General features: G+C 50.2%; 5 protein-coding genes and 1 pseudogene. All 6 read right to left on the bottom strand.

From position 1 onward, the window contains the following. Positions 1–88 precede the first annotated feature (88 nt). Complete coding sequence (locus tag Q7V48_13770) at positions 89–700, bottom strand: hypothetical protein (GenBank protein MDO9211794.1); 612 nt, start codon at positions 698–700, stop codon at positions 89–91. Between the two features lie 3 nt (positions 701–703). Beyond that, a pseudogene (locus Q7V48_13765) lies at positions 704–1884 on the bottom strand (AAA family ATPase). A gap of 323 nt (positions 1885–2207) precedes the next feature. Continuing rightward, positions 2208–2438, bottom strand: coding sequence for a zf-HC2 domain-containing protein (locus tag Q7V48_13760; protein ID MDO9211793.1), 231 nt, complete (start codon positions 2436–2438; stop codon positions 2208–2210). A gap of 12 nt (positions 2439–2450) precedes the next feature. After that, positions 2451–3050 (bottom strand): sigma-70 family RNA polymerase sigma factor, encoded by a 600-nt coding sequence (locus tag Q7V48_13755; GenBank protein ID MDO9211792.1) that lies wholly within the window; start codon positions 3048–3050, stop codon positions 2451–2453. Between the two features lie 144 nt (positions 3051–3194). Further along, positions 3195–3989 carry an enoyl-CoA hydratase-related protein gene (locus Q7V48_13750; protein MDO9211791.1) on the bottom strand — a complete coding sequence of 265 codons (795 nt, stop codon included), beginning with the start codon at positions 3987–3989 and terminating at the stop codon, positions 3195–3197. Positions 3990–4079: 90 nt separating this feature from the next. Beyond that, positions 4080–4323: hypothetical protein (locus Q7V48_13745; protein MDO9211790.1), on the bottom strand; the 244-nt coding region annotated here is incomplete at its 5' end.

The following is a 4323-nucleotide window of genomic DNA, read 5'->3' as shown; positions in this document are numbered from 1 at the left end:
GCATATCAAGGGGAAACGGCAAAAACTCGACTTCAGGAAGGAAGTCTTTACCCAATCTGGCATTGTCTCCAGGGCTAAATCCTGACTTTCACCCTTTTGAGAGACTGCGAAGACTCCGCAAACACCGATTTAGGCTATCTGAATTCTTTGCCGCAACTTCGGGGCGCCAGCCGGACCGCCTATTGGTTGCAAATTCAATTAGCCGAGAAGGGTAGGCGGGACCTATCTTACGCCCGCTACCAGGCCTCGGCACCATATCTTCACGGATTTCCCGGCGGCGCGAGTTCGCCGCAAGTTCTATCATCAGATGTTTCGGATCATCATGCATCTCAGGATTTTGAGGGATTTTCGAAATGGTAACGCCAAGAAAGGCTGAAATGCGTTCTTGGTCGCCAAGGAGCCAGGCTTCAACCTCCCTCACAGCGATCCGGAAAAACATACCCGGTGCCGGATTGGGTAACCACAACGTTCGAAGGGCGGGGGCGCACTCGGCATCATGATTCAGATCTACCAAGATGATCCAGGGGTAATAGGAAGCTGCCTGATTGTAGGATTGAATCTTTTGGTTGAGGAAATATTTCCCCTTTCTTCCATAAATACCCGCTGGCCGGATACCACAATACTTCAATAACACCCTTAGAATGGCTTCATCAACCGGCCCCTCAACCGCGCAGGAAATTGCGCCGCTTCCTGAAGTCATCAATCATTTGTCTCCGAAAAGGGCTAATTGTTCAGCATTTTCAGGGCGAGTATGAGGAATTACTATTTCGGCAAGACTCATTCCGCTTCGAAGTAACCGCTCGATTTCCCGAATACCCTTCGCTGGTCTCACTTCAGTTCCTTCGGAAGAAGGGATCAGCAAGAGGACCTCATCAAGGCCTATGCCCTCATCCTGTAATAGATCAGTTGAATGGGTGCTGAGCAAAATCTGCCGGCCGGACAGGCGTTGAATTCTTGCGAACATTTGGGGGATGAATCGAGTAACTTCCGGATGAAGAGACAATTCGGGCTCCTCCAGAAGCAAAGGTCCATTCCCCTCCAGCGTGGCCCACAAGAGACCCATAAGACGTAAGGTGCCGTCCGAAAATTGGTCTTCTGCTTGCCAGGCGCCTTGAGGCCGCCAGTGAGCATACTTTCCCCTTAAGTGCGGGGTCCCCCCCGGTCATCACGCCATAATTCAACTTTTGTCAATTGTGGGACCGCTACCTTCAGAGCGCCCTCTATACGCCTCAACCATGCAATACGCGTTTTTTCCGGAGTACTGGCGATCTGTTCCAGGAAGTCGCCGCCATAAGGATCTTTTCTTTTGCCTACGGAGCGGTCAGGTTCGCGGACAAGCTGGGGAACAATATGCAAATACCTAACGGAAGCGAAAAAATCCGCTACGTCTCGAAACTCCCGGTTAACATTCACCTGTTCAAGATAGGTCTGCGTTAACCGCTCTCGGTCTTTTTGGTCATCTTCGTCAGGGCGAAGGAGGATATTCTTACCTCCTTTGAATACCCTCTCCCTTTTTATTGTCGACCGCCTTCGGTTGTCTTGCGTAAAATGAAGCTCGTATTCCCAAATTGAATCACTTTCTCCGCTCCCCATGCGGACCATCACTACAATATCTGAGTAACGCCGTGCTGCCAGAGATCTTATGTCGGAAACCCCTCCCCGATTAATGACCGCTTGCTGAAAACCGCCCCCGACAGAGACGATATCATGCAGGAAGCGAAATACATCCAAAAAATTGGACTTGCCTGAAGCATTCGGTCCAACAAGAAATACACGGCGCTGAAGATCAACATCGGTTCGGACAAAGTTACGCCAATTTTCCAGATGGATATGGCGAAATTGGAGAGCTTTACTTTTGTCGTGATTCTGTTTTGGTGGGCTCATAAATTACCCTCTCCAAAGGAACTTCTTCCCGATTTTACCAATTCATGCTGATTTTTTGAGCATCTTATCATAAATCTTAAAAGGAGGGTAACAAATCATCCGTCTTCTGTAAACACTCCTGAATCCGGTAGGCAGAACCCTTTCCCTCGACGATGTCTCAGAATGCGCAGTTCCGATATGTTTTCTTCTTCATCTCAAGCTCACCAAATGAATTCAGAGTAATTAAACGAATTAATGAGACACGACATTAGCAGGTTTCAATTTATATTGATGCGGAAGGGGATACAGGAGAGAGGTCGAATCAAATAAAGGAAAAGGCCCTATCAGCCCTGGCATTTCTTTTTCAAATAATCGTGCAAACGGAGGTGCACTTCTTTGGGCAAAGGCTCGTTTCCGGCGTATTGGTAAAGCGTAATGGTTTTTTTCAGGGTGTTTACAAAAACCAGGCACGGATGGCAGTCTTCCATGTGGGTTTCCAAGTCCTGGCAAAGTTTCGGATCAAGCTCACCGTCAAGATATTCTGAAAGTTTTTCAAGGATTTCTTTGCATTTCATAGCCCTTTTCCCTTAAATCCCTTTCTGCTTCTTTTTTTCGAAATATTCGGCAAGCATGCCCCGCAGCGTCAGCCGTGCCCGGTGCAGCCTGGACTTCACTGCTGCTACTGATATTCCCAGGGTCTCCCCGGCTTCGGCATTGGTAAGGCCTTCGATGTCGCGCAGGATGAAAACCGCCCGGTATTCGGCCGGCAATTTTTCCAGAGCTTCCAGCATCTTTTCCCTGGATTCCTTACTTAGAAGCGTCTCTTCGGGCAGATCTGGCCAATCCTTAATCTGGGGATGTTCTCCTTCTTCATGTTGCGGGAGATAATCCTCGAGAGGCAACAATTTTGACGGTTCGGTTTGGCGATGGCGAATTTTCATCAGGGAAACATTGGTGGCCAGGCGAAAAAGCCAGGTAGAAAAGCTCGAGCGGCCTTCGAAATTTTTCAGACCCCGGTAAACCTGCAAAAAAGTCTCCTGCAGTGCGTCTTCGGCATCTTGTTGATTCCGCAACATGCGCATGGACAACCGATAGACTTTGCCTTCGTACCGATTCACCATAGCTTCAAAAGCCTGGAAATCGCCCGCTTTGAATTTTTCAACTAAAACTTGATCTGATATATCCACAGTTTAGATGCTTTCCGCTGGCAAAAGGTTCAAGTAATGGTCTTAAAAACTCTGTGATCTCTGTGTCCTCTGTGGCTAATTTAAGCCCGACTATATCCGGGAGGAGTCTTTCTTTCAAGAACTTTTCTTATCCGGAAGCGCCAGTCAATCGTTTTTCCACCGGGGATTACGCTTCTCCGCAAATGCGCTTGGCCCTTCGGAAAAATCGTGTGTCCCGATGAGGGTGTTGAAAAGCATAGCTTCGATGCGCAGTCCTTCGGTCAATGGTTCACCGATCCCGCGAAGAACAGCTTCCTTGTCCGTGCGGATGGCCCCTTGCGGGAATTGGCTGATCAGCTCCGCCAATTCCAGGCAACGTTCCAAGGCTTTGCCCTTGGGAACCACTTCACTCACCAATCCCATGGCCAGCGCTTCCGCGGCATTGATCCTCTTTCCCGTTAGGATCAAATCCATGGCCCTCCCCAGCCCTACCACGCGCCAGAGTCGCTGGGTGCCTCCATCCCCCAAACCCACGTTCCAGCGCCTCTCCAGGCAGCCGAATTCGGCATGCTCGGCGGCAATGCGTATATCGGCAGCCACGGCGATCTCCAGCCCTCCGGCAAAACAACTCCCGTTGATAGCGGCTAAAATGGGTTTAAAGATATCGATCCCCCGGGTAAGCCCCCCGAATCCTGGCCCGTCATAAGCCCGGCGCCGTTGAAAATGGGCATCCTTTTTGATCATGAAGGGAGGCCAGGCTTTCAAGTCGGCCCCGGAACAGAAAGCCTGATCCCCTGCCCCGGTAACAATGGCCACAAACGCTTCCTCATCCTCTTTAAATCTGTTCCAGGCCTCGGCCATTTTTTTATCGGTTGCGGGATCGATGCAGTTCATCACTTCCGGCCGGTTGAGGGTGATGATGACCAGTCGGTTTCTTTTCTCATAAAGCACTGTCGCCATAATTCCCTCCAAATGGGGGCCAAGAGCAAAGCGCAGAGCGTTTAAACTCCCTCCGCCGAGCCGCTTTGCGCTATGCGCTATGCTTTTTATTTAGGCTGGGGGGAGATTCCGAAAATTTTTAAAAAATAATTCATCCAACAGCGGGATCTTATCCATATCAATGGTGATCACCCGCAACACCTCTCGTCGCAGAGGATGCGCCCAGAATTTAGCAACCGCGCGCGCAATGCGCGCCTGGCGCGCCGCTAAATCAGTCTTTTCCGCTTTCCTGCGGGCTTCTTTACCTCCTATGAGCTCCGCTCCGAGCGCCACAGCTCCCCCTTCCAAGACGATA

The organism is Deltaproteobacteria bacterium (assembly GCA_030654105.1).
In the GTDB taxonomy this organism is placed as follows: Bacteria; Desulfobacterota; SM23-61; order SM23-61; family SM23-61; genus JAHJQK01.
Note: the sequence above shows the minus strand (reverse complement) of the source record. Positions and strands in the feature narration are given on the sequence as shown.

What these genes read in the sequence shown, in the direction of transcription:
- Q7V48_13770 (MDO9211794.1), bottom strand. Translation starts at nt 700, where the DNA reads ATGACTTCAGGAAGCGGCGCAATTTCCTGCGCGGTTGAGGGGCCGGTT.
- Q7V48_13760 (MDO9211793.1), bottom strand. Translation starts at nt 2,438, where the DNA reads ATGAAATGCAAAGAAATCCTTGAAAAACTTTCAGAATATCTTGACGGT.
- Q7V48_13750 (MDO9211791.1), bottom strand. Translation starts at nt 3,989, where the DNA reads ATGGCGACAGTGCTTTATGAGAAAAGAAACCGACTGGTCATCATCACC.